This window comes from Tannerella serpentiformis (assembly GCF_003033925.1).
GTDB lineage: Bacteria > Bacteroidota > Bacteroidia > Bacteroidales > Tannerellaceae > Tannerella > Tannerella serpentiformis.
Window position 1 is genome coordinate 550137 of the sequence record NZ_CP028365.1, and the last position, 24891, is coordinate 575027.

A 24891-nucleotide genomic window follows, 5' to 3' on the forward strand; every position below is an offset into this window, starting at 1 on the left:
TCCGTTTCCATTGCAAAAAGTTACCCTTCGAAAAACACGCCCTTGATCCCATTGACACCCTCCGTCGGGGTGCAAAACCGAGCAAGGATCGCTATCCGACCTCCCCTCACAGCGGAAAATCAATCCAGTTTTTCGATCGATAATCCCGACAGGGCGAAAAACAGGGTAAATGTCCCGAAAGATCACTTCTCACCAAGGAAAAAGTGATCGGGAGCGCGGTCAGCCTTCGTCTTGAAGCAGACGGAGCTCGAGGCCGTCCCAGACGGCGTAAGAGAAATACTGCATCCAGTCGCCGAGGACAATCATGCGAGTGTGGGGCGTGAGCTGGCGGTCAAGCATGAGGTGGAGATGGCCGAAGAGGAAAAAATCCGTCTCGGGATGGGATTGCAAATAAGTGCGGGCAAAGGCGTCGAGCGAGCGTGTGTTGCGTTCCTGTGCGGCTGCGCGACGTGTCTCGGCGAGGCCTTTGCGACGGCTGCTGAGCGACCATCCCCGGGCAAAACCGAACGTCCACCGAGGGTGGATCGAGGCATAGAGCACTTGACAGAGTCGATTGCGAAAGATGCGCTGAATGAAGCGGTATTTTCGGGGCTGGTAGCCCACCTCATCGCCGTGAGCGAGGAAAAAGTGATGGCCGAGCAGCTCCACAGTCAGCGGGCCGCGATGGATGACAGCGCCCACCTCGGCGGGTAGGTAATCGAACATCCAAATGTCATGGTTGCCGATGAAGAGGTGGATTTCCACGCCGGCGTCGTGCAGCTCGGCCAGTTTGCCCAAGAAACGCACGTGGCCGCGGGGCACGACGTAGCGGTACTCGTACCAATAGTCGAACATGTCACCCAGAAAGTAGATGGCCGCGGCATCCGGGGCAATGCGGTCCATCCAGCGGACGAGCCGCTTCTCGTCGGCCATGGGATCGGCCGCGTAACGGTTGCCGAGATGGGCGTCGGAGGCAAAGTAGATCTTCTTCACAGAGGGAAGGTCGGCGGAGGGGCGGGATTAGAACAGGCCCAGCTCGAGCTTAGCCTCGTCGGTCATCATGTCCTTGTTCCACTCGGGCTCAAAGACAAGATTGATCGTCACGCCATGCACGCCAGCGATGCCCTCCACTTTTTGCTGCACATCGTCCAGGATAAAGTCGGCGGCTGGGCAACTGGGCGCGGTGAAGGTCATGTCGATCGTCACATCCTTATCGTCGTCGACTTCGACGCGGTAGACTAGTCCCAGATCGTAAATATTGACGGGTATCTCGGGGTCAAAAACGGTGCGAAGGACCTTCACGATCTCTTCTTCTATTCTCAGGAATTCGTTATCCATAATGGAGTTAAAAAGTAGTTATGCAACCTTGCGGGCTGCGGGATTTGGCGCACCCTTGGGGGCGACTTTCGTTTGGCCTCAAGGCCGTTCGGGTTGCGGATTGATCCGCGGTATCCTTGGCCGAAAGAGGTCTAAAGAACATTCATGCAACCCTGCGGGCTGCGAGATTTGGCGTACCCTTGGGGGCGACAGTCGTTTGGCCCCAAGACTGGGCAAGTTGCGGGCTGCGCCCGCGACACCTTGGCCCAAAGGGTCTAAAAAAACATTCATGCAACCCTGTGGGCTGCGGGATTTGGCGCGCCCTCGGGGGCGACTTTCGTTTGGCCTCAAGACCAAGCAAGTTACGGATTGAGTCCGCGGTACCCTTGGCCCAAAAAGGGCTAAAAAACAATCATGCAACCTTGCGAGCTGCGGGATTTGGCGCACCCTTGGGAGCGACAGTCGTTTGGCCTCAAGGCCGGGCGGGTTGCAGACTGCGCCCGCGGCACCTTGGCCCAAAGGGGTCTAAAAAACATTCATGCAGCCTTGCGGGCTGCGAGATTTGGCGCACCCTCGGGGGCGACTTTCGTTTGGCCTCAAAACCAAGCGATTTGCGGGCTACGCTCGCGGCACCTTGGCCCAAAGGGGGCTAAAAAAACATTCATGCAACCCTGCGGGCTGCGGGATTTGGCGCGCCCTCGGGGGCGACGGTCGTTTGGCCTCAAGGCCGGGCAATTTGCGGACTGAGTCCGCGGTACCCTTGGCCGAAAGGGCGCTAAAAAAAACATTCATGCAGCCCTGCGGGCTGCGGGATTTGGCGTGTCCTCGGGGGCAACTTTCGTTTGGCCTCAAGGCCGGGCAAGTTGCGGGCTGCGCCCGCGGCACCTTGGCCCAAAGGGGGCTAAAAAACATTTCTGCAACCCTGCGGGCTGCGGGATTTGGCGTGCCCTTGGGGGCGACGGTCGTTTGGCCTCAAGGCCGGGCGATTTGCGGGCTGCGCCCGCGGCACCTTGGCCGAAAGGGGTCAAAAAAACATTCATGCAACCCTGCGGGCTGCGGGATTTGGCGCGCCCTTGGGGGCAACTTTCGTTTGGCCTCAAAGCCGGGTGGGTTGAGGATTGAGTCCGCGGCACCTTGACCGAAAGAGGTACGCTTCGGAGCGTGAACGAGGGTTAGGTGCGCGGCAGGCGACCTTCGTCGGCGTAACTATAATATCGCTTGTCGCAGAGGATGATATGATCAATCAGCTGGATGCCGAGGAGCGCAGCGGCGCGGGCGATGCGATCGGTCAGGGCGTCGTCCTGCCTACTGGGGCGGGGATCGCCTGAGGGATGGTTGTGGCAAAGCACAATGCCCGAGCAGAGGTTGTTGATCGCTGCTTTGAGAACGATCAGCACGTCGGCGGAGGTATGATCTGTGCCGCCGCGACTGATCATCGTCCGGGCGATCACCTTGGCACTGCGATTGGTGAAGGCCGCCCAGAGTTCCTCGTGCGGCAAGTCGCAGAGGTGCGGATGGAAGAGGCGAAAGGCTTCGGCGCTGCTTCGGATCGTGTCGCGGTCCGCGTCGTCGTTGGTGAGTCCCTTGCGCCGCCCCAGCTCCATCGCGGCGGCGATGGTGATGGCTTTCGCCTCGCCGATGCCACGAAAAGCCATCAGCTCGTCGACGGTCAGGCGGGCGAGCCGCCCGAGACTGTTATCGACGGTGCCGAGGATACGCTGCGAGAGCTGCACGGCCGTTTCGGTACTGCTACCGGATCCGATCAAGATCGCGATCAGCTCGGCGTCGCTCAGCACAGCGGCCCCTTTGAGCCGCATTTTCTCGCGCGGCCGATCTTCCTCGGCCAACTCCTTGATGCGCAGCCTGTCGTCCATTGCGCCCAATCGTTACGCGTTACGAATGGTAAGTAACCGCTACGGGTGATTGACAAACGGGGCGAGCATGCGTATGCTCCCCCTTGCCGCACCCCTATATATATAGGTATAGGACGGCGACGCGCGTCACTTCACGCGACCCGTGTAGGATCCGTCCTGGGTGTTGATCTCGATCACATCCCCCTCGTTGATGAAGAGCGGCACGCGCACTTCAGCGCCTGACTCAACCTTGGCCGGCTTCAGCGTGTTCGTCGCCGTGTCTCCCTTGATGCCCGGCTCGGTGTACGTCACGGCCAGCTGCACTTTGATGGGCATGTCGGCAAAGAGAATCGTGTCCGTAGAGGCATCCGAGACGACGTCTACAATCTGACCCTCTTTCATAAAGTCTACCCCGTTGATCAGCGACTTGGCAATAGGGATTTGCTCGAAAGTTTCCTGATTCATGAAGATAAACTCTTCGCCCTCTTGGTAAAGGTACTGGTACGGGCGACGCTCCACACGTACGTCTTCCAGTTTCTCCCCGATGTTGAATCGGCGTTCGATCACATTGCCGCGAACGACGTCTTTCAGGGTCGTGCGCATGATCGTATTGCCTTTCCCGGGCTTTACGTGAAGGAAGTCGATGCAGAAGTAGAGCTTGCCGTCGAGGCGGATACAGGTCCCTTTCTTGATGTCTTGAGAGTTAATCATTTTCTTATTCTGTTATTACTGTAATTCGTTGAAAATTAAACTGGCCGCAAAAGTAGACCAATCTCGCAAAAGTCAAAAGCCGCTTCCGGAGCGGGATCTGAGGCGCCCAAGGAGGGCGTGATCGGGACTAAAGATAGATGTCGGCCGGATAGTGCACCTCGACGAGTGCGAGACCTTCGGCGGCGGCCGAGTCGCCCGCCTGACTGCGGTCGAGGGCTTCGATCACGTGTCGAAAGCCCTCCTCGCTCAGTCGGCCGCGCCCCACCTCGAGAAGGGTGCCGACGATGGCGCGGACCATGTTGCGCAGGAAGCGGTCGGCCGTGATCGTGAACGTCCAGCGGTCGCCCTGGCGTCGCCATTCGGCGCGCGTCACGTGGCAGAGGTTGGTCTTCACATCGGTGTGTAACTTGCTGAAAGAAGTGAAGTCGCGATAGTCCAGCAGCGTCGCCGCGGCGCGGTTCATAGCCTCAAAATCGACGCCTCGCAAGACCATCCGATGTACGGCCGGAGGCGCGAAGGGGTCTTTGACGCCCGTCACGGTGTACTCGTAGGTGCGCGCCGTGGCCGAAAACCGGGCGTGGGCGTCGGGCCGCACGGCGTCGAGGCTCCACACGGCGATGTCGGGCGGTAGGAGTCGGTTGAGCCGACCCACCAACCCGGCGGGATCGTCGATCGGGACGTCCGTATCTAAGTGCGCCGCCATGCGTCGGGCATGCACGCCGGCGTCTGTACGGCCGGCTCCGGTGAGGGGCGTGGGCTGACGAAGGATGGTGGCCAAGGCCTCCTCCACGCGCTGTTGCACACTCATGCCGTTGGGCTGTCGCTGCCAGCCGCAGTAGGCGCCACCGGTGTATGATAGCCAAATGAAGTATCTCATCAGAAGGGTTGTTATGCGGCCTAATGGCCGCGGTAGTAAGGGCGCCGCTCATGGTGCCCGGTAGTAAAAAGTAGTAAGAAGTAGGGGGGTCTTTTTGCGCGGCTTCGCCCCGCGCCTCATCTTCTTTTCTTGTCTTGATACAAGAAAAGAAACAAAAGAAAATCAAGGCGTCAGGGACGCCGGCCCGTCTTTACCTCGTGGCGCCCTATCCGAACAGCGTCGCGATGTCCGACTCGCCCCAATAGAGGTGGGTATAGCTGGCCAGGACGTTGGCGTGGCGATAAACGGGGGTATCGACCGTGCCGCCCTTGGCATTGTACTGCTGGGCGACGCTGGGCGGGGCGTCGGGCGAGGGAACAACCGAGGAGTAGTGGAACTCGTGGCCGCGCCAGTCTGTCCCGCCAAGCTCGAAACGGCGATAGCCGAGGCGCAGCCGCATACCCTCCATCGTGGCGTCCTGAGCGAGGATGCCGACCATCTCCCGCCGCACGCCGTCCATCCCCGTCACGGCGCGACAGAGATACATCATGCCGCCGCATTCGGCCAGTATCCGGCCGCCGCGCTCGGCATAGTGACGGATCGCGTCGCGCATCGGGGTGTTCGCCGTGAGGGCGTCGAGATGGAACTCGGGGTATCCGCCCGGCAGGTAGACCAGATCGGCCTCCGGCAGCCGCTCGTCTCGCATCGGGCTGAAGCGGACGACCTCGGCGGCCTGCTCGAGCCTGGCGATGTTCTCGCGATAGACGAAGGCAAACGCCTCATCGTCGGCCACGGCCACGCGTCCGATGGGGCGCATGAGGGGCGGGGCCTGGCCGGCGGGGGGCGTGGGGCGACGGCAGACGCTGAGCAAATGATCCAGATCGACGTGCTGCTCGACGGTGTCGGCTACGCGATCGATCCATTGTTCGAGTTGGAAATTCGTATCGAGCGTCAGCCCGAGGTGTCGCGAGGGCACCTCCAGCTCCGCCAGCCGAGGCAGGCAGCCGAGACAAGGCACACCGACGTCGGCACACGCCTCCCGGAGGTAAGCGGCATGCGACGTCGAGGCGACCATATTAAAGACCACGCCGGCCACCTCGACACGCGGATCAAAGTACGCAAAGCCGTGGATGAGAGCCGCCACGGAGTAGGCCGTCGAACGGGCATTGACGACGAGCACGACCGGCAGGCCGAGCGTCCGCGCCACCTCGGACGAGCTTCCACGCGTCTTGTCGAAGCCGTCAAAGAGCCCCATCACGCCCTCGGCCACGCACGCATCGGCCGACCCGCCGTATTTGCCATATATATATTGTATATGATCGGGCGACGCCATCCAAGTGTCGAGGTTCACGGACGCCAGGCCCGCGGCCCGGGTGTGATAGCGTGCGTCGATATAGTCCGGCCCACATTTGAAAGGTTGCACGGAGAGCCCGCGTCGCCGGAGTGCGCGCAGTAGCCCGATGGTGAATGTGGTCTTGCCACAGCCTGAGTTTGTGGCCGCGATGAGCCATTGAGGAATCATATCTGTAGAAAATGTAGGGCGTCGCGTCAGTGCGCCGCCGGGTTGTTCAAAATCGCCTGCAAAAGAAGCGTACGCGCACCGATATTGAAGCTCCCGCCAGACAAATATCGGTCAGCGACCGACGGAGCAAAGAAAAAAGTACCCCATTTTCCACCCCCACCCGTATCCGGCCTAATTCCCCGCCCTCTTTTCCGTTCCCACATGTACCCGGCCAACTTCCCCGGCCTCGGTGAGGCCTTGATCTTCTTTTGCTTCTTTTCTTCCATCAAGGGAAGGCCCCTACCGGGGCAGGGAAGTTTTTCCCGGTACATTTTTAAGACCGATCATGTACCCGGCCAAATTCCCCGGCCTCGGTGAGGCCTTGATCTTCTTTTGCTTCTTTTCTTGTATCAAGACAAGAAAAGAAGAACATGAAGGCAAGAAAAAATACCCCTTTTTTGATGTCGATCATTCGTTTCCTACCGGAAACGTCCAAAGGGCGTATGCAATACGCCCCTACCGCCTGCCGGCCGATGGGTTTCGGATTCGTTTTGCCACAAGTTTCAGTAAAACCCACCGGGTTTCACTCAGACTTGTGGCAAAGTCCAAAACCCGCCGGGTTTCGCGCCATGTCGTGTGGCAAAGTCCAAAACCCGCCGGGTTTCACGCCATGTCGTGTGGCAGAGTCCAAAACTCGCCGGGTTTCACGCCATGTCGTGTGGCAGAGTCCAAAACCCGCCGGGTTTCGCGCTATGTCGTGTGGCAAGGTCCAAAACCCGACGGGTTTCACGCTATGTCGTGTGGCAGAATCCAAAACCCGCCGGGTTTCGTGCTATGTCGTTTGGCGGAATCCAAAACCCGGCAGGTTTTGGGGCCTTGCTATGATCTTCTTTTCTTCCCTTGATGGAAGAAAAGAAGCAAAAGAAGATCAAGGCCTCACCGAGGCCGGGGAATTTGACCGGATACATGATCGGTCTTAAAAATGTACCAGGAAAAACTTCCCTGCCCCGGAAGGGGCCTTTTCTTGTATCAAGGGAAGAAAAGAAGATCCTGAAGGCAAGAAAAAAAACGCCCATTTTCGGTATCGATCATTCGCTTCCTACCGAAAACATCCAAGGGGCGTATGCAATACGCCCCTACCCGGGTACATGTGGGTAATTTTTTGATCCCCGATAACTGTCGGACTCAAATCCTTGCCTCTTATCGGAAGGCACGCTTCGGCTTCATTCCCTCAGACATCTTGAAAAGGGTGCCTGTCGGGCAGACAAATCGGCAGTAGGGACGAGGAATGAAGGCCGAAAGGAGGGTCACTATGGCGGTGAGGATGATTAGGACCACGGGCGCGGTGCGGACAAGGAAGGCGGGGAAGAGTTCCCAGTCGATCCAGTCGGCCAGTACGCCGGTCCAGAGGCAAATCATCAGCGCCACCCAAAGCCCTTTGCGAAAACGCTCCAATAGGCGGACGGTACGGCTGCTGAGGTGCCACTTGCGTCGGTTGACGCGCCCGGCCAACTGTTGCAGCGATCCGAGGGGGCAGATGTGGGTGCAGTAGTACTGCGGATGACCGAAAAGGGGGTAGATGAAGGCGGTGACGAGCATCACGATCGGAACGATCGACAGGAGCAGCTGGGCACCGTTGGTGAGGTATCCCAAAAAGAGCGTGTAGGAGAGAAAGGAGCCGCTCCAGAAGCCGAGCACAGCCACGTTAAGCACCTGCTGCACGGTCTGATACGTGCGATTGTACACGAAAAGGGGCAGGATGGCGGCCAGGAGTACGACCAAGAGCGCGGCGATCGACCCGGGCGAGAGGTCGAGCGTGTCCCAGAGCGAGGGTGCGGCGGGATGGTCTGTCGCATAGGCAGCGGCGCGGCGAACGTTTCCGATCAGTGCGCGCGAGGTGAACGTGGCGCCGGAAACGACATCCACCTCCATCGTGGCCGCCTCTTCCGCAGTGTGCCCGACCCAGCGCGCGGGCAGCTCATCGGTCACCGCCTCGAGGAACGAGGGCGTCTCGCTGTTCGGTAGCACCTCGAGGCGCTCAATGCGCCCGTCACGCAGATGGAGTTCGATCGGCACCGGGCCGGCGTAGCCGACAAGGTCGGCCCCCAGCGCGGTGGTGTTGATCACTGTCGTGCCGTCGGACGAGGTGCGTATCGTGGGCACGGTGTCCTTCGGTGCCTCCGTCGAGGTGGATTTTTTGGCCGTAAAATCGTGCCCGAAAAGTTTGCCACCGCGCAACAGGGCGATGGACATCATCATCAAAAAGCAGGTCACCAAACAAAGGAGCTGCATCCATTTTCTTCTATTCATTGGGTCTAAAATTCGATAGGGAAAGCGATCGATCTGCCCGCCATCCTCTCGGAAAGGGCAAAAAAAGAAGGTAGGGCATCCGGGGTTTTGGAGATTCATTGCGTAAATGAAAAAAAGATATGGTCCCGGACGCCCCCACCTAAAGATATGGATTTCGGGGACAAAGATAAAGCGCTGGCGCCAATTTTTCGGCAGCGATAACTGACGAAGTTCCTCCCCTGCCACGCTGCACACCAAGTAAATATGTCGACTGCCCAACCTGCCCCGCGGAGCATCTCCCCCACTCGATCGATTGCCCCAAGCATTACTTTTTTCAGCCCTACATTTTTCGGAAAGCATCTCCCGCCACGCCGCAGATCCTGAAAATAGGCCGCCCCCGACGCCGTGGCGTTTTGGACGGAGATTCTACATTTGCGACCGCTTCGAACGAGGCTTTTTATTCACAGAATGAACGAACAAGATTTACGAACATGATTACGATAGACCAACTGAAGGATATGTTGGAACGCGAGCAGGCGTTGAGGAGGTTTCTTTGACGTCGATGCGAAAACCGTTCAATTAGAGGAAGAAGAGCTGCGCACGCGCGACCCGGCCTTCTGGGAAGACGCCCAACGGGCGGAGGCGCAGATGAAAGTGGTCAAGGATCTGAAGAAATGGATTGAGCTATACCGCGCTGTCCACGATGCGACGGAGGAGCTGAGCCTGGCTTTCGAATACGTCAAGGAGGGCGTGACGACCGAGGACGAGGTCGACGCCGCCTATGCGCGCACGAAGGAACTGGTGGAGAACCTCGAATTTCGCAACATGTTGCGCGGCGAGGCCGACGCGATGAACTGCGTGCTCAAGATTAACTCCGGCGCCGGTGGTACCGAAAGCCAAGACTGGGCTTCGATGCTTATGCGCATGTATATGCGTTGGGGCGAGGCCAATGGATACAAGGTGACCATCAGCAACCTACAAGAAGGCGACGAGGCAGGCATAAAAACCGTCACGATGAATATCGAAGGTGACTATGCTTACGGCTATCTCAAAGGGGAGAATGGCGTCCATCGCCTCGTGCGCGTCTCGCCATACAATGCGCAAGGAAAACGCATGACGTCGTTCGCCTCCGTCTTTGTCACACCGCTCGTCGACGACACGATCGAGGTCAACGTGGAGCAGGCGCGCATTTCTTGGGACACTTTCCGCTCCGGCGGCGCGGGAGGTCAGAACGTCAACAAGGTAGAGTCTGGTGTCCGTCTGCGCTATCAGTACAAAGACCCGTACACGGGTGCCGAGGAGGAGATCCTCATCGAAAACACCGAGACGCGCGATCAGCCGAAGAACCGCGAGAACGCCCTCCGTCAACTCCGATCCATCCTCTACGACCGCGAAATGCAGCATCGGATGGAGGAGCAAAACAAGGTGGAGGCCGGAAAAAAGAAGATCGAATGGGGGTCGCAAATCCGCAGCTACGTCTTTGACGACCGCCGCGTGAAGGATCACCGGACGAACTTCCAAACCTCCGACGTGGGCGGCGTGATGGACGGTAAGATTGATGGATTTATTAAGGCTTACTTGATGGAGTTCGCAGCCGTAGAAAATTAGGCGAGATCGTCTGTCAGACGTCCAAACAGGTCTACGATTCACTACTTCAACTACCTCCGAACTACTTCTGACTCCCTATCCCAATGAATGAAGCAACCCGCCCACTGCGGTTCCTGTTTATTGTCCAAGGTGAGGGGCGCGGCCACCTGACGCAAGCGCTCTCACTCGCCGATATGTTGCGGCGCCACGGCCACGAGGTCGTGGAGGTACTGGTCGGTAAGAGTCACGGGCGCGAAGTGCCCTCCTTCTTTCGATCGAAGGTCAAAGCGCCGGTGCGCGCCTACGAAGCCCCGTCGCTGATCTATAAGAAGGATCATAAGCGTCTCGACAAGCTCCGCACAGCATTTTACAACGGCAATCCGCGAAAGCTGCGGCAGTACGGCCAAAGCATTGAAATGATTCACCGACGGATCAAGAAGCAGCAGCCGGACGTGGTGGTGAACTTTTACGAGATGCTCCCCGCCCTGGCGCAGCTGCGCTTCCGCATAGACATCCCCTTTGTCAACATCGCCCACCAATACCTGCTGCGCCACCCCGATTATCGGCATGGCACGGGCGACGCACAGAGCCTCCTCGTCCTGCGTCTGCACACGCTGCTGACGGGTATCGGCGCTACGAAGCTCCTGGCCCTATCCTTCTATCCGATGAAGTCATGCGTCAGGGAACGCATCGTGGTCGTGCCGCCGCTCCTCAGGCGTGAGGTGCTCGACCTGCAAGCCACGGAAGGGGATTACATCCTCGGCTATATGCTCAATCAGGGCTTTGAGAACGAAGTGCGCCGCTGGCACGACGCCCACCCGGACGTCCGCCTGCATTTCTTCTGGGACAAGCGTGACGCTCCGGCGGAACTCCGGGTGGACGACACGCTGACGCTTCACCGCATCGACGATGAGCAATTCCTCCATTACATGGCTGGCTGCCGCGGTTACATCACCACGGCCGGATTCGAGTCGGTCTGCGAAGCGCTCTATCTGAATAAGCCCGTGATGCTCATCCCCGCGCACCTGGAACAAGAGATCAATGCCGCCGACGCCTCGTCGATCCCCGGCGCCGCCACGACGGGTGACTCGTTCGACCTCTCGCGGCTGCTGAACTTCATGCAGACTCCGCGCACGTTTGATCACGACACCTTCCGCCGCTGGCTGCTCTCGGCCGAAGAGACTTTCGTCCGCGAACTGACGTCCGTGGTCGATCGGGAGTAGCGCGTGGAGAGCGGCGCGTTGAGGGGTAGATGACTCTTCGCCCAGCCCTAAGCGCCATCCTCCGGCCTCAGTAAATGGAGAAGCCTTCGGGCTTGATCACCATCCCTAGGCGGAGGACACTCTTGAAACGGTCGTAGTCGAGGAGGTTTTCGCCGTAGCCGTTGTAGTACTGGAAGAAGAGGTACTGATTGGCGTGACGGCTGATCTTGAGGCTAAGCTCCCATTGGGTGTTGAAGCTGAAGGAGTGCGCCCGCCAAGTGGCCAGCATGCCTGCCTGCACACGCCGATTGTCCGTGCGATAGAGCAGTCCCATCTGTGCCAAACCCGAGTAGCGGAGGATGTTGCGATTGTTCTCGCCGTCCACGATGGGGATCCAGGCCTTGAGCTGCATTTCCATGTGGCGATTGAGGAGGAGGGTGCTGCTGAGCGAGACTTTGTTCCAACTGCGTGACGCGGGGCCGTCCTTGCCGTTCGACTCATGCTCCAACATGAAGAGGGCGTGACCGATATACTTGTTGTGGTAGACGATGAGGTGGCCCAAGCCTACGCCGGGATTGAAGTTCAGATCTCGCATCGGGAGCGACTCCTCTAAGACGTTCCAGATCGTCTTCTGCGTGAATTGCAGGAAGAGATACGTGTCGAAAGGCAGGCGACTCTTGGTCAGGCGATGGATGATGCTGATCTGAAACTTCACGTTGGCGTTGTCGCGGCGGACAGGCCCGCCAATCGGAATGCCGCCGATGAAGTAGTTGTCGCGGAAGATGCCGAAGTATGGCCCGCTCTCGATGACCGCCCGCACGCTGTCGGCATTGTAGTCCGGGCGTGCATCCTCGATGCGGCGCAGGAGCTCCGTGCGGAGGCTGTCGCCACGCATGCGGCCACGCTTGAAGGCCGACACGTCTTGTTGCGCATGCGTGGCCGTCGGCAGGGCCAGAAGCAAAAGGGATAAGAGATAAACGTAATTCATAAACAGGGGGCGTGATTTTACAGGTGGCAAACGTAGCCACGATGCCCCCACAGCGAGCGTGGGCAGCCACCGGAGGCCCACAAAAAGCGCCTTCAGGGGGTTCACCCGAAAGCGCAAGTTTCACCTATTCAAAATATAGATACATAGTCATGGCGAAAAAGAAAAAAGCGGCTGCTACCCAAGCCCGAAAAGAAGAAGAGGCACGACGATACAACGTCTACAAGAAACGCGTCTTCAACCTGCTCCGCGAGCTGGGGTATAGTGAAGCCATACAGTACATCGACCGTTCCATGTTGCGCGTCCTCTACTCCGCTCGACCGACGCTGCTCCGCATCAACGCCGCGGATATGACCATCTTCAACAAGGAAGACTTGGACATCATCAAGAGCGAGTTCTACTACTACATGGACTTCGACAAGATGCCCTTCACCCTGCGCGAAGGCGAGAAACGCACCATCTCGGCCCTCGACTTCTACGACATTTGGATGCCCCTCTCGCTCTACCTCCTGCGCGAGCCCAAGTATCCGGAGGACAAGATCTACGCCCGCATTGTAGACATCATCGAGGCGGGCGGATTCTCCATGCGCGGCATCAACAACCCCTACGAGTTCTCGGCCGAGTTCGACCGCGTGCTGGTGCGCATGGAGTATCAGTACACCAGCACCCTGATGACCTACATCTTCCAGCTCTCCAACCCCTGCATGCACCTCCTGTGGTTCAAGAAGCGCAACTTCGAAATGTTGCGTAACCGCGTCGGACGCACGGTCGACTTCTCCTCCTGCAAGCCGCAATCCATCTGGGGCACCGACCGCAAGGGCGAGCGACGGCTACTCTTCCGCGTCGGCTTTCCGGACATCCTCAACGACGGCCTCCGCTGGCTCTCGGCCTGCATCCCCCACAACCCCTACATCCCCGAGCTGGACCCCGACCGCCCCTACGACGTCTACATCCAGGAGCACGCCATCAAGCGCATGTTCGAGCGCGTCGACGGCCTCTCGCCCAACGTGGTCAATACGTACATGAACTTCTGCTTCACCTCCTTCGACGTGGATTGGTACAAGGGTTCGCTGCTGATCTCCTTCAGCGTCTTCAGCTTCCGGGTGGGGTATTTCTTTGCCGACTTCACGCGCGACCGTAAGATCGTCATCCGCACCTTCTACTTCATCACCTACGACCACACGCCCGAGGGAGAGATACTCTCCAGCTACGCCGGCCTCAAGGCCCTCGACAAGCGTTACCTCTGCATCGACCGCCTCAGCACCTTCTTTGCCTCCAAGATCGACCAGCGTTCGCGTCTGGCGAGTCTCTTCCGCGAGGCCGGCTGTGAGCACCTGCTCCGCCTCAACGAGATGCGCGAGTTGGCCGACCGCGAAGAGAAGCTGACCAGCATCTCCAACGAGTTCATCGAGAAATACCTCTCCTCACTCGACGACGACGTCTGACCGCAAGCGAAAACGTGGGGGGGGGCTCACACGCCCCCTTTCCCGAATCTTTCTACTTTCGCCCCCGCTGCGGGGCGGAGGTCCATTTCGGGCAACTTTGGCGAAAGTGATCCGGGGCGAGGTCCATTTCAGGCAACTTTGGCGAAAGCGATCCGGGGCGAGGTCCATTTCGGGCAACTTTGGCGAAAGTGATCCGGGGCGAGGTCCATTTCGGGCAGCTTTGGCGAAAGTGATCCGGGGCGAGGTCCATTTCGGGCAGCTTTGGCGAAAGCGACCCGGGGCGAGGTCCATTTCGGGTAGCTTTGGCGAAAGTGACCCGGGGCGAGGTCCATTTGGGGTAGCTTTGGCGAAAGTGACCCGGGGCGAGGTCCATTTCGGGCAACTTTGGCGAAAGCAACCCGGGGCGCAACAGAAATAGAGCCCCCCACTATGCAGCATAGTAGTACACGACATAAACGCGAACTAAAAAGTACACACAATGAAAAAGACAGTAGAGATCAGGAAGCCGGGAATGAGCAAATTGGACAATTCCCTGCATGTGCAATTTCACAGCTTAGCCTATGGCCTGGTTAAGGGTGCCGACATCACCAAACTGGGCATCCCGAACGAGCTGATGGTCGAGTGGGACGGCAATAAGAGTATCGAGACGGACATCACCAAGGTCTCGCAAATAAGCGCTGAGACAAGGTTGATGCAGGAGAAAGATGGGGAACGCGATGGGCTGTTGACTTACATCATGGGCACCATTCGCAATGCCCAGTTCCTGCCTGATAAGGACATCGTAGAGGCTGCGATTCGTATTGCGGCAGTAGTCAAACCGTACAACGGGATGCAGAACGAAGGCTTCGATCGTGAAACGGCGGACATCAGGGGGCTGGTGGCCGACCTGAAAAAGACGGAGAACGCAGCAGATATAGCCAAGCTCGGACTCACGCCGATGCTCACAAAACTGGAAACGACGAACCAAGAGTTCGACGACTTATACACGAAGCGCATGACGTCTGACACGGGTGCGAAACTTCCACTTTCCAGCAAGATCCGCCCCGAAACAGATGCCATCTACGACCGCGTAATCCTCATCCTACAGTGGAACTATCTCAATGGTGCTACGCCGATCGACCCCGAGGTTATCGCTACGTTGGCTGAGAACCTTTGCAAGCTGGCCGATCGTATCGATGCCGATTATAATCGGAGCCTTGCTCAGAAGAAGGCTGCTGCAAAGAAGAAGCCCAAGGAACCTAAGCAACCGAAAGAGCCTAAGCAACCCAAGGACCCCAAGACGCCCGATCAGCCGAAGGATCCGAAGCAGCCGGAGACGCCTCAGCCACCGAAACCGGATGGCGAGAAACCGAAGGATCCGAAGAAACCGGGTGGCGACGGTAATCCTGACATCACGTTGCCGGAGGAATAGGGTACCCGGTTGTAGGGGCGAATTGCATTCGCCCCACAGGTACCCGGAATGATTAAAGGGCATCCCCAAACAGATGGGGGTGCCCTTTTTTGTACCCGGTTGGCATGGATCGTTCGGCCCCGTTGGGACCGTTCGGTGGGGCGTATGCAATACGCCCCTACATGGGTACACGCCATTCATGTACCAGGCAAACTTGGCTGGCATCCCTGATGCCTTTCTACTTTGCTTTCTGATTCTATTTTTGCCGCCGTTTTCGGTGACGCATCGTAGGCCGTCCGGCCCACGGCGTAAAAAGGGAATCCAGTGAAAGACTGGAACAGTGCCCGCTACTGTAACACCCCGCCTATCGAACAAAGGAGAGCACCCGCAAGACGTGCCACTGCCGCCCCCGGAGCGGCGGGAAGGCCCACAGCCCCCCTTCAGGGTGAAGTCAGGAAACCTGCCGGAAACAACACGTATACCGCCCCTCGGGGTCAAGGGGCGGAGGTTACAAAAGGGATGTTTCACACATACGAGATACATAGGAGATGCCTGTCGGACGTCGCACTGCGGCGCGCCCTGATGCTGCTTGCCGGGCTGCTTTACCTTCTCGACGCCGCCTCACAGGGCACGGTGCGAGGTACGGTGCGCGACGCTGCGGGTAGACCTGTCGTGGCCGCCACGGTCGCTGCCGGTGCACAGCGTGGCACATCCACCGACGACCGCGGTGCCTATGCCCTCGAACTGCCCGCCGGACGCACGACGCTCACCGTTTCGTCCGTCGGTTACAAGACGGTTAAGGCCGAGGTGGACGCAGCGCGAACCCCCACGCAGAACTTTGTGCTCGAGGAAGACGCCGTCACACTCAACGTTGTCGAAGTCTACGCCAAAAGCCCCGCACAGCGTCTCCGCGAGAGCGCCTTCGCCGCCGCGGCCCCCGATGTCAAGGCGCAGCTGAGTCAGCTGCACGACCTCAACACCCTCGTCGGCCGCACCGCCGGCGTCAAGGTGCGCGAGGAGGGCGGCGTCGGCTCCGACTTCGAGCTATCGATCAACGGCCTCTCGGGCAACTCCATCCGCTACTTCATGGACGGCCTGCCGCTCGCCACGAAGGGCAGCGGCGTATCGCCCGCCAACCTCCCGGTCAACCTCATCGAGCGCGTGGAGATCTACAAAGGCGTCGTCCCGGCCTACCTCGGCGCCGACGCGCTGGGGGGCGCCATCAACATCATCACCCGCCGCGAGCAGCGCAACTACCTCGACGCTTCGTACGGCATCGGCTCCTTCCACACGCATAAGGCCGACCTCTTTGCGCAGGTCGTCGATCGGCGCACGGGGATTATCGTGCGGCCTGCGGCAGGCTTCAACTTCTCCAAGAACGACTACCGAGTGCGCGGCGTGGAGCTGTGGGACGAGGCGGCGCAGGAGTTCCGCCTCACCGATCGGCGTCGCTTCCACGACGACTACCTCTCCGCCCTCATGCAGCTCGAGGCCGGCGTCAGCCGCCGCACCTGGGCCGACGAGCTGTTCGTCTCTGCCTCCTACTCCACCACCCGCAAGCAGCTTCAGACGGGCGCCATGCAGACCATCGTCTACGGCGCCGCCGAACGTCAGACGGAGGCCTGGAACATCGCCGCGCGGTATGCCAAGAAGGCCCTCTTCCTGCCCGGACTCAACGCCTCGCTCTCGGCCTCACACACCTGGGATCACGCCCAGACGATCGACACCACCTTCCGCAAATACCGCTGGGACGGCTCCTACATCGAGTCCGCCCGCAGCGAGATCTTAGGCCGCGACCGCATGCACCGACACTATCGCCGCCCCTTAATGCTCGTCCGCCTCGGGCTGGATTACCACTTCAGCCTGCACCACTCGCTGAACCTGAACTACCTCATGAACCGCACCGGCAATCGCCGTACGGACGACGTGGATTCGGACTTTGCGCCCTCGGACGACATCTTCGCCAAGCATACACTCGGCCTCTCCTATAGCCAGCTGCTCGTCGAAGACCGTTGGCAGAACACGTTCTTCGTCAAGAACTACACGAACTACCTGAAGGTTGGGCAGCAGGAACTCCCCTGGATCACCGGTTCGGGTGAGGTGCAGGGCTCTTCGACAAAGAATCATACGGGCTACGGCCTGGCCACGCGTTACGCCTTCCCCTCCGACGCCTTCGCTGTGAAAGCCTCCTACGAGCACAGTCTGCGTCTACCCATGTCGCGCGAGCTGCTCGGCAACGGCACCACCGTCTATGCCAACCTACGTCTGCGTCCGGAGAACAGTCACAATATCAACCTCGGCTTCTTCGGTGCGCTCCGCCCCGCCCCCGGTCATCGGTTGGATTACGAGTTGAACGCCTTCTATCGCGACGTGAAGGATTACATCCGCCTCGTCGTCTCCGAGACCGAAGGCACCAGCCAGTACGACAACGTGCCCGGCGTGGGCATCCGGGGCCTCGAGGGCGAGCTGCGCTATGCCTACTCCGACCTGCTGCAGGTCGTGGCCAACGGCAGCTGGGAGGACGCCCGCAGCATGACGCGCTACTATCCCGACGGCAAGGAGATGATCACCTATCGCAACCGCATCCCCAATCGCCCGTGGCTCTTTGCCCACGTCGAGGCGACGCTGAAGCGGCGCGACCTCCTCATCCCCCGCAGCACGGTGCGGCTGACGTACAACTTCGACTTTGTCCGCAGCTTCTTCCTCACCTGGGAGGGCTACGGCAGCCTCGACAGCAAGTCGCGCATCCCCACGCAGTATCGCCACGACGTCTCCCTCTCCGTCTCCTTCGCCGATGAGCGCTACAACATCTCGCTCTCGTGCAACAACCTCTTCGACCGTACGCTCTACGACAACTATAAACTCCAGAAGCCGGGCCGTGCCTTCTTCTGCAAGTTCCGTGTGTTCATTAATTAGAGGGTAGAGGGTAGAGGGTAGAGAGTAGAGAGTAGAGGGTAGAGAGTAGAGGGTAGAGAGTAGAGGGTAGAGAGTAGAGAGTAGAGGGTAGAGAGTAGAGAGTAGAGGGTAGAATAGAGGGCAGAGGGTTGACTGAAGCCCTTCCATTAAGAATGACAATTGACTTACACCAATAAATAGACACAGAGATGAAAGCAATCAAATGTTACGCTTGGGCGCTGATCATGGCGCTAACGACAGCCGTTTTCACGGCATGTAATGATGATCCGGAACCAACACCGAATCCGGGTCCTACGCAGAAAGCCCACTTCGACCTTTGGGTGGCTGTGGGCGAAGAGGGTGGCATGGGCTCGACCGCAGCGCTGCTGGTCAAGAGTACCCAGTCGCTCGACGCACAAACGCAGCTCGACTTCAAAGGCTCGGGCGTAGACGTGACGAAGAAACTCTATCAAGAGACCATCATCCGCGGTAAGTATTACTACCAGATTCCGCAGGAGAAGGATCGCTTCGGCAAGTATCAAATTGTTGACGCCGGAGGGACGCATCAGATAGCCGTCGTCAAGGAGGTCAGCTTCAAAAAGAACACGCTGAAGGACCGCCGCTACACGCACGCCTGGATCAACGACCACACCCTGGTGCTGATCGGCTCGAATGGCAAGTCGGACAAGATCCTTTGGATCAAGATCGACACCGAGAACATGACCATCCTCGGCGAGGGCGAGCTCGACCTGCCCGCACCGCCAGACAAAGACAAGTTCAACACCTCCGGCATCGCTAACTATCGTGACGGCAAGATTCTCTATGCCTTCACCTACAGCAACGATAAGAGTGGCTTCCAGCTGGCCTTCATCAACGCCGCAGACATGAAGACGGAGAAGGTGGTCAAGGAGACGCGCGCCGAGTTCATGGCCGGCACGGCTTACGGCGAACTGCTCCAGCACAAGAGCTTCTTCACCCCCAACGGCGACTATTATCTGGCTTGCAACAGTGTGAACGCCGGCGCCAAGAGCTCCACGCAACAGCACGGTGCCCTGCTGCGCATCAAGAAGGGCGCGACGGAGTTCGACAAGAGCTACCGCGGCTACAACCACCCCAAAGGCAAGATCGTTACCGCCGACTGTCTCTCTCCGACCAAGGCGCTGCTCTACATCCAAGATCCGGAGCACACCGGTGCCAAGGGCTGGGGTGCTGACTACAACTGCTATTACGCCATCCTCGACCTGACGACGGATCAGCTGACCGAGATCCAATACAACGGCACCAACCTGCCCTTCAGCAGCGGTACCTTCTCGCAGCGCTCACTCGTCCTCGGTAACAAGGCCTACATCGGTGTCAACCCGAAGGACGCACCTACGTGTATCTACATCTACGACATCCCGTCGGGCCAGGTGACCAAGGGCATGACCATCGCCAAGGGTTACCACTTCGAACGCATCGTGGGCATCGAGGAATAAACGATATCAACGCACAGAAGATTGATGAATAAGTGGCTGTTTCGGATCCACCGCTGGGTGGGCGCAGTCGTCGGACTGTTCTTTCTGATGTGGTGCTTGTCGGGGTTGGTGCTCGTCTACCATCCTTTCCCCAACGTAGACGAGCGCGACCTGCAAGCGCGCATGGAGCCGCTGCCCGACTCCCTTCCCGCCGTCGACTCGGTAGCCAAACGGCTACCCGAGGGCGCGGCGGCGAAGGTGCGGACGGTCACGGTGCGGCGCTTCCAAGGCCAAACGCTCTTCGACTTTGAGACGAAGGACACGACCTACACCCTCTGCGCCGACTCCGCCGAGGTCCGGCGGCCCGTCACCGCGGAGACCATCCGCAACGTGGCCCGCCGCTGGGTCGACGCCCCCATCGCACGCATCGACACGCTCCACAGCCGTGATCAGTGGATCATGTACTCCCGCTATCTGGACGAGATGCCCATCGCCAAGTGCTACTTCGACGATGCCGCGGGCCATGAGCTCTACATCTCTATCCGCACGGGCGAAGTGCTCCAGTTCACCGACCGCAGCAGTCGCCTCTGGGCCTACGTCGGCGCCATCCCGCACAAGTTCTACCTGCCCATCCTGCGCCGCGATAACGACGTCTGGATCCGCAGCCTGACCACCGGCGGTGTCGTAGCGCTCATCGCGATACTCACCGGTATCATCGTCGGCCTCATCATGCTCCGGCGTAACCGGAAGGCGCGGGGTAAGCTCGGCAGCCCTTATAAGAAGGCCTGGTTGAAGGCGCACCACGTCACCGGACTCACGTTCGGACTCGTCCTCATCGGCTTTGCCTTCAGCGGCGCAATGGCCCTGCAACGCATCCCCGAATGGGTCATCCCTACGCACGGCGACTATCGCGTGTCGGACGCCAAGATGCGTGGCAAGTCACTGCCCCTCTCGGCCTACACGGACTATCGCGCCGTCCGGCAGTTGCACCCCGAAGCGCGGCAAATCGTCTGGAACCACTTCCGCGATGTGCCTATCTACGACGTGACGACCGACACAGCCACCTTCAGCCTCGATGCCTCCACGCCCGACTTGCCCCCGCTCCAACTCTCTCCGGCCACGGTAGAGAAAGCGATCGGCGCACTGCACAAGGGTGAGTCTTTCACCATCTCGCAGATCGAACGCTACGAAGAGTATTACATCTCCCGCTGGACAGCACTCCCGCTCCCGGCCTACAAGGTGATGGTGGACAACGCCGACCGGACCCGTTACTACGTCGATCCGGCCACGGGCAACTTCCGCAACCTCAACCGCGCGCGCATGGCCAAGAAGTGGGTCTTCAGCGGCTTGCACTACTTCAACATCCGCTGGCTCGTAGAGCGCCCCACGCTCTGGACCATCGCTATCTGGACGGCCTGCCTCGGTGGTGCCTTTGTCTCCCTCTCTGGCGTGTGGATCAACCTCAAGCGACTCCGCCGCAAAAGCAAAAAGCGGAGAGCTTGAGGCTGTTTGACTACGCTGACTACTACTTCTTATTACCCCCTAACTGCTTATTCGAATGAAAACCTATTTCATCGCCTTTCTACTGATGATTACCGCAATCAGCTACGCGCATGACGGAGAGAATTTCGTCGCCTCCGACATGCTCAAGTCCATGCAGCCCGGCGACAAAGCCGCCATCGTCATGGTCTATTTCGGGTCCACGCACGACGACACCCGAGCTCTCACCATCGATGCCCTGACCCGCGAGGTACGCGCCGCCTACCCGACGCTGGAGGTACGCGAGGCCTACACCTCACGCATCGTGCGCCGCCGGCTTCGCGATCGCGGCGTTGAGACATCTGCTCCGCTTGAAGTGCTGAAGCAGCTCAAATCCGACGGCTTCACCCACCTTGTCATCCAATCCGCCAACATCATCGAAGGCGTGGAGATGGAGGCCTTGCGTCGCGAGGTGGCGTCCGTAGCCGCTGACTTCAAGGAGGTGCGTATCGGCACCCCGCTGCTCTACATGCCGGAGGATTACGCGGCCGTGATCCGCGCCCTCGCCCCCGCGCCCGCTGATGACGCCGCCGACGTCTGGGTGGGCCACGGCAGCTACGATCCCGCCACGGCACAGTACGCCATGCTCGGCTACATGCTCGCCGCCGAGGGCCGCGCACGCTGCTTCGTGACCACCATCGAGGGCTACCCCACGTTCGACGACCTCCGGGCAAAGCTCAAGCAGAGCGGTGCGAAACGCGTCACCCTGCGCCCCTTCATGTTCGTCGCTGGAGACCACGCTAAGAATGACATCGCCACCGATATGAAGCAAGAGCTCGAAAAGGAAGGCTACCGCGTCAACGTCCTCCTCGAAGGCCTCGGCCAGAGCGACGCCATCCGTGCCCTCTACCTGGCCCACATCCGCTTTGCACTGAACCACCGCATGTTCGACATCCTCTCCAAAAAGAAACATTACGAGACGAACGATCGCGACTAAGACGCTGACACAAATGCGGGGACGGATTCTCCCCCTCTTAGAACAACACTACACTACACATTACACCCATCCGTCCCCGCACACTTATGGAACGCATCGAATCAGTCCTCCCTCGTCGTCGATTGAATTGACGAGGCTATCTCACCAATTAAGTAACGTGAGTTCGACGAAAGCATGAGGCGTCTTGTCTCTGGAGAAGGTCTTGCAGCAATGCTGCAAATGCTTCGAAAAACTTTTCAGCGTTTGCAACACCGTTGCGAGTCTCACGAAAAACTTTTCGGCGTTTGCAACACCGTTGCAAGTCTCACGAAAAACTTTCTGGCGTTTGCAACACTGTTGCAAGTCTCACGAAAAACTTTCTGGCGTTTGCAACACCGTTGCAAGTCTCACGAAAAACTTTTTGGTGTTTGCAACACCGTTGCAAGTCCCACGAAAAACTTTTTGGCGTTTGCAACACTGTTGCAAGCATTTCCAAAAGCGTTTTGGCTATCGCGTGGCTTCCGTAAAGAGTCTCTGCTGGTTTTATGCTTACATCGAACTCACATTAAGTATCACCCAAACATTATATCAGAATGAAATCATCACTTACCCTTTTCCTCGGCCTCGGCCTTACCCTCACCACCACACTTCACGCGCAGGACGGTCAGCCCAAACGCGAGTACACCAACTTCCAGGACACCACCTTCCAGCTCTCCGAAATTTCTGTCACCGCCAAGCGCCCCATGCAAGTGGAGGTGATGAAGCTGGGTGTCCCTGCGGCTTACCTGCCCGTCACCACCAACACCCTGCCCTCACGGCTGCTTGCCAACCACGGCATCACGAACATTCAAGACGCCGCACGCTTCCTGCCCGGCGTACGCGTACAGACCAGCTACGGCGCCTTCCAGCAGATTTCCATCCGCGGTTTTGACCACTCTATCATCATGGTCGACGGCGTGCGTGACGAGCGTTCGTCCATCAACAATTCCTACCCTTTCATGGATCTGACTTCCGTGGAGCGTATTGAACTGCTCAAAGGCCCGGCATCGGTGCTCTACGGACAATCGGCCGTGGGCGGCGTGCTCAACATCGTGCGTAAGGCACCTACCGCACAGCAACACGTCAATGCACGCGTGGCTTATGGCAGCTATCAGAACCTGCAAACGACGCTCGGCTTCGGCGGACGCCTCTTTGGCCCGCTCAACTACTCCGCCAACTTCAATTATCAAACGCAAGATGGCTGGCGAGACAACGCCATGCGACGCCTCTCGGGCTACCTCGCCTTGGGTGGTAAACTCTCTGAAGCGGACGAATTAGATATCCGCATCGGCGCCCTCCGCGACTTTTACCCGACGGAGATCGGTCTGCCCGACGTCATGCCCGCTGACATCTATCGCACGGCCGACGACACAAAGGCTTACGACCGTGGCGACATGTTGCCCGGCCTCGACAAGAAAGCCCGCTACAACAGCGAGTCGGACTTCATGTACAACCGTAACTTCAACGCCTCCATCATGTGGCGGCACACCTTTGGCGAAGCAGCTCGCCTAACCGACAAGCTCTCCTACACCTACGACGACATTGACTACTTCGGCACCGAGGACTTGGCCTACCTTACCAGCGATAAGCCCATCTATAAACACTATTACAAGTCGGGCAACCGCAAGGTCTACATCAACCTCGACTCCCTGCGCTACGACTTTCCCCTGCGCTTCGAGCACATCGCCCGCACTTGGAACAACCAGTTAGAGCTGAACGGACGTTTCGCCACCGGATCTGTCAAGCACAACTACCTCGGCGGCTATTCGCTCATCGCCCTCTACCGCAACTCCTTCAGCGGCTACGACCTCGGGAAGGATGTTTACGGCCCCGGACTCACGGGCATCGGCTCGGTCTACAATCCGCACAGCATCGGTTGGATGGAGACACGCTTCAGCAAAGCCTTCGTGTCACGCATCTACATGCACGGCTTCTACCTGCAAGACCTGCTCGAGCTGAACGAGAAGCTGAAGATGCTACTGGCCGGGCGTTACGACCTCTATTCCTACAAGCGCGTCTCCGGTGTCCCCACCATTGACGGACGCGCAGAATTTGAGATGCCTGCAGACAGTCTCTTCACTCGCACCGCCACGAGCACCTTCTCCTTCCGCACCGGGTTGGTTTACATTCCCGTCCAGCCGCTGTCCCTCTTCGCCTCGGTCGGCTCCTACTTCAAGCCCGACAACACCACCTACAGTGACAACACCCGCTACTTCGACCGGAACGGCCGCGAGTTCTTCCCCAACAAAGACAGCCGCAAGATCTTCGACCCCGAGCGCGGCATACAAGTGGAGGTCGGGGCGCGCTATGAGCTGGACGATAAGCTGAGCGCTGACTTCAGCCTCTTCTACATCAATCGCGAGAACGAGCGCCAATACATGGCCTACAAGGGCGAAGTCATCAATGGCGAGAAGCTCGACAAATACGTCGTGGGCCAGGTGGGACGCATGGATTCGCGCGGCTTCGATTTAGAGCTGACTTATCGCCCCATCCGCGGTCTTTCGCTCACGGCCGGCTATGGCTACACCGATACCCGCCTTCGTAAGATCGCCACCAATCCTTACTTGGACGGCGAGAATCTGGTCGGTAAGCGCTACGCCTATTCGCCACTCCACTCTTTCTACGTCTACGCCGACTATACGATTCGCGAAGGTGTGTTGCGCGGATTAGGCTTCAACTTCGACGTCACGTATCAAGATGAGGTCTACCGCGACTTCTCCAACACCTCCACCTTCCCTTCGTATTGGATGACTGACGCCAGCATCTCTTACCGCCTGCCCAACCGCGTCCGGCTGCGTTTGAACGTCAACAACGTCTTCAACACAGACTACTACAACGAAGCCCTCGACAGCCAGTACGTGCCCGGCATGCCCCGCAACTTCCTCATCTCTGCTGCGTACAGCCTGTAATCTCATCCTTCAAGGATATGGGGG

The 24891-nt window shown here is 58.8% G+C and carries 19 protein-coding genes and 1 riboswitch; of the genes, 10 read left to right on the forward strand and 9 right to left on the reverse strand.

The genetic code is table 11. The annotated features are described in order from the left end of the window. Positions 1 to 219: 219 nt before the first annotated feature. The 7 genes from C7123_RS02220 to C7123_RS12810 all read right to left on the reverse strand — a co-directional run bounded on the left by C7123_RS02220 (position 220) and on the right by C7123_RS12810 (position 6689). On the reverse strand, positions 220 to 972 hold the full coding sequence (locus C7123_RS02220; protein ID WP_069175646.1) for a UDP-2,3-diacylglucosamine diphosphatase: 753 nt from the start codon (positions 970 to 972) through the stop codon (positions 220 to 222). Between the two features lie 27 nt (positions 973 to 999). Further along, a complete protein-coding gene (locus C7123_RS02225) occupies positions 1000 to 1317 on the reverse strand; it encodes a metal-sulfur cluster assembly factor (protein ID WP_037979741.1) in 318 nt (105 codons plus the stop codon). A 1151-nt stretch (positions 1318 to 2468) separates the two neighbouring features. Continuing rightward, a complete protein-coding gene (gene radC, locus C7123_RS02230) occupies positions 2469 to 3170 on the reverse strand; it encodes a RadC family protein (RefSeq protein WP_069175647.1) in 702 nt (233 codons plus the stop codon). A gap of 126 nt (positions 3171 to 3296) precedes the next feature. Further along, positions 3297 to 3860: an elongation factor P gene (gene efp / locus C7123_RS02235; protein WP_037979746.1), complete on the reverse strand. Its 564-nt coding sequence runs from the start codon at positions 3858 to 3860 to the stop codon at positions 3297 to 3299. 127 nt (positions 3861 to 3987) lie between these two features. Further along, positions 3988 to 4737: a tRNA pseudouridine(38-40) synthase TruA gene (gene truA, locus C7123_RS02240; RefSeq protein WP_083206930.1), complete on the reverse strand. Its 750-nt coding sequence runs from the start codon at positions 4735 to 4737 to the stop codon at positions 3988 to 3990. A gap of 205 nt (positions 4738 to 4942) precedes the next feature. Continuing rightward, entirely contained in the window at positions 4943 to 6238 is a 1296-nt protein-coding gene (locus C7123_RS02245) for a cobyrinate a,c-diamide synthase (protein ID WP_069175649.1), read from the reverse strand. 313 nt (positions 6239 to 6551) lie between these two features. Next, a complete protein-coding gene (locus tag C7123_RS12810; RefSeq protein WP_159049803.1) occupies positions 6552 to 6689 on the reverse strand; it encodes a hypothetical protein in 138 nt (45 codons plus the stop codon). A gap of 431 nt (positions 6690 to 7120) precedes the next feature. On the opposite strand from C7123_RS12810, the gene C7123_RS02255 reads away from it, so the two are divergent. Further along, positions 7121 to 7375 carry a hypothetical protein gene (locus C7123_RS02255; protein ID WP_069175651.1) on the forward strand — a complete coding sequence of 85 codons (255 nt, stop codon included), beginning with the start codon at positions 7121 to 7123 and terminating at the stop codon, positions 7373 to 7375. Between the two features lie 42 nt (positions 7376 to 7417). Here the strand turns inward: C7123_RS02255 and C7123_RS02260 are convergent, their stop codons facing one another. After that, positions 7418 to 8527: an FMN-binding protein gene (locus C7123_RS02260; protein ID WP_069175652.1), complete on the reverse strand. Its 1110-nt coding sequence runs from the start codon at positions 8525 to 8527 to the stop codon at positions 7418 to 7420. A gap of 470 nt (positions 8528 to 8997) precedes the next feature. On the opposite strand from C7123_RS02260, the gene prfB reads away from it, so the two are divergent. Beyond that, positions 8998 to 10114 (forward strand): peptide chain release factor 2 gene (prfB, locus tag C7123_RS02265; protein ID WP_107490565.1). Its coding sequence is split into 2 segments (ribosomal slippage): positions 8998 to 9060 and positions 9062 to 10114, totalling 1116 coding nucleotides; the frame shifts between segments, so codons are not numbered across the junction. An 83-nt stretch (positions 10115 to 10197) separates the two neighbouring features. Beyond that, the gene (locus C7123_RS02270; protein WP_237269262.1) at positions 10198 to 11316 is read left to right on the forward strand and encodes a glycosyltransferase family protein; all 1119 of its coding nucleotides are present in this window, start codon (positions 10198 to 10200) and stop codon (positions 11314 to 11316) included. Positions 11317 to 11383: 67 nt separating this feature from the next. On the opposite strand, the gene C7123_RS02275 is transcribed toward C7123_RS02270, so the two are convergent. Beyond that, on the reverse strand, positions 11384 to 12190 hold the full coding sequence (locus tag C7123_RS02275) for a phospholipase A (protein WP_107490685.1): 807 nt from the start codon (positions 12188 to 12190) through the stop codon (positions 11384 to 11386). 242 nt (positions 12191 to 12432) lie between these two features. On the opposite strand from C7123_RS02275, the gene C7123_RS02280 reads away from it, so the two are divergent. From C7123_RS02280 to C7123_RS02315, 7 genes are all read left to right on the forward strand, one after another. Beyond that, complete coding sequence (locus C7123_RS02280) at positions 12433 to 13725, forward strand: hypothetical protein (protein WP_037978803.1); 1293 nt, start codon at positions 12433 to 12435, stop codon at positions 13723 to 13725. 478 nt (positions 13726 to 14203) lie between these two features. Beyond that, complete coding sequence (locus C7123_RS02290; RefSeq protein WP_159049804.1) at positions 14204 to 15136, forward strand: DUF6261 family protein; 933 nt, start codon at positions 14204 to 14206, stop codon at positions 15134 to 15136. Between the two features lie 237 nt (positions 15137 to 15373). Then, positions 15374 to 15597, forward strand: a riboswitch (cobalamin riboswitch). 37 nt (positions 15598 to 15634) lie between these two features. Continuing rightward, positions 15635 to 18031, forward strand: a complete 2397-nt coding sequence (locus tag C7123_RS02295; RefSeq protein WP_237269263.1) for a TonB-dependent receptor plug domain-containing protein — start codon at positions 15635 to 15637, stop codon at positions 18029 to 18031. Positions 18032 to 18219: 188 nt separating this feature from the next. Then, positions 18220 to 19485, forward strand: a complete 1266-nt coding sequence (locus tag C7123_RS02300) for a hypothetical protein (RefSeq protein WP_069175656.1) — start codon at positions 18220 to 18222, stop codon at positions 19483 to 19485. Between the two features lie 24 nt (positions 19486 to 19509). After that, positions 19510 to 20967: a PepSY-associated TM helix domain-containing protein gene (locus tag C7123_RS02305; RefSeq protein WP_069175657.1), complete on the forward strand. Its 1458-nt coding sequence runs from the start codon at positions 19510 to 19512 to the stop codon at positions 20965 to 20967. A gap of 55 nt (positions 20968 to 21022) precedes the next feature. Beyond that, on the forward strand, positions 21023 to 21940 hold the full coding sequence (locus C7123_RS02310) for a sirohydrochlorin cobaltochelatase (protein ID WP_069175658.1): 918 nt from the start codon (positions 21023 to 21025) through the stop codon (positions 21938 to 21940). 572 nt (positions 21941 to 22512) lie between these two features. Next, entirely contained in the window at positions 22513 to 24867 is a 2355-nt protein-coding gene (locus C7123_RS02315; protein ID WP_069175659.1) for a TonB-dependent receptor, read from the forward strand. Positions 24868 to 24891: the final 24 nt, after the last annotated feature.